Consider the following 1250-nt stretch of genomic DNA (forward strand, 5'->3'; position numbering starts at 1 on the left):
TATCTTTTCTGCTTGATCAATTTCAAGACAGATTACCTAAAAAGCCTTACTGTTCAGATAATCTGGATTATGGTCTTATTATCAGGCCTAAAGAAATTTCTTTAAAGTACAAATATATACAACCTAATAGTCCATACTATTTACATTATCTAGTATTTGATTTGGATTATGAGTCTTCATTATCAGAAATATTATATGGCTTAGTTGGAATTCCATTACCGAACTTATTAGTTGCCAATCCTAATAATGGGCGCTCACATATACTTTTTCAGTTAAAAACACCTGTTTATACAACTGATGCTAGTCGTCAAAAGCCTATCCTTTATGCAAATGCTATTCGTCAAAAATTAGGTGAGTTATTTAATGCAGATCCAGCATATGTGAGTTTGGTATCAAAGAATCCTATCTCAAGTTATTGGCAAACCACTAGCTTGCGTGAAAAACCCTATACGTTAAGTGAACTAGCTCGAAATCTAGACTTAACATGGAAAGATGTTAATAGAGAGATTAAACAAGATGAAGCGATAGGTTTAGGGCGTAATTGTTTTGTATTCAACACGGCTAGGCATTGGGCCTATAAAGAAATACGAAAATATCGAGGGAGTACATATACATCCTGGCTTAATTGCGTAATTCAGCATTGCATAGGGCTTAACCAAGGGCTTACCAACCCAATGACTTTTGGTGAAGTAAAAGGCATTGCTAAATCCATTGCACGATATTGTTGGAAAAAAGACGCCTATTGCTATCAGGAATTTATTGACCGTCAATCTAGAAAAGGGAAGTTAGGCGGTATAAAGGGCGGAGTAGTGAGATCTGCAAAATATCAGCCCTTACGTGTAAAGGCGAAAGAACTACATTTAAAAGGATTAAGTTGTCGAAAGATTGCAAATGAGGTGAAAGTATCCAAATCGGTTGTTGCTTCGTGGATAAAGTGTCCAAGTGAGCCTAAATCAGATATTAGCTCTTTGGGAACTGCTTTAAACTTGTTTTCTTAGCTAGGTGTCCAAGTGAGCCTAAATCAGATATTAGCTCTTTTAGGTGTTTCTTATGTTACCTACATCTTCTTCTGTTTCCACTTTTGAATTGAAAGGGCTTTGTTGCACAAAGATTTCATAACTATTTGATTTTAAAAGTTTTGATTATTTTTTGATCCAAAATTAAATTTATTTAAATCAGATGCTTAATAAACAGAATTACGTCAAACCATGGCGTTTACATACTTTATCTCTGCAACAATTATCCGATAC

The 1250-nt window shown here is 34.6% G+C and carries 1 protein-coding gene; it reads left to right on the forward strand.

Translation table 11 applies throughout. The annotated features are described in order from the left end of the window. The first annotated feature begins 8 nt into the window (after window positions 1–8). Window positions 9–998: a replication initiation protein gene (locus FTV38_RS17670; RefSeq protein WP_180023064.1), complete on the forward strand. Its 990-nt coding sequence runs from the start codon at window positions 9–11 to the stop codon at window positions 996–998. The last annotated feature ends 252 nt before the right edge of the window (window positions 999–1250 follow it).

This window comes from Acinetobacter sp. YH16044 (assembly GCF_013417145.1).
Lineage (GTDB): Bacteria > Pseudomonadota > Gammaproteobacteria > Pseudomonadales > Moraxellaceae > Acinetobacter > Acinetobacter amyesii.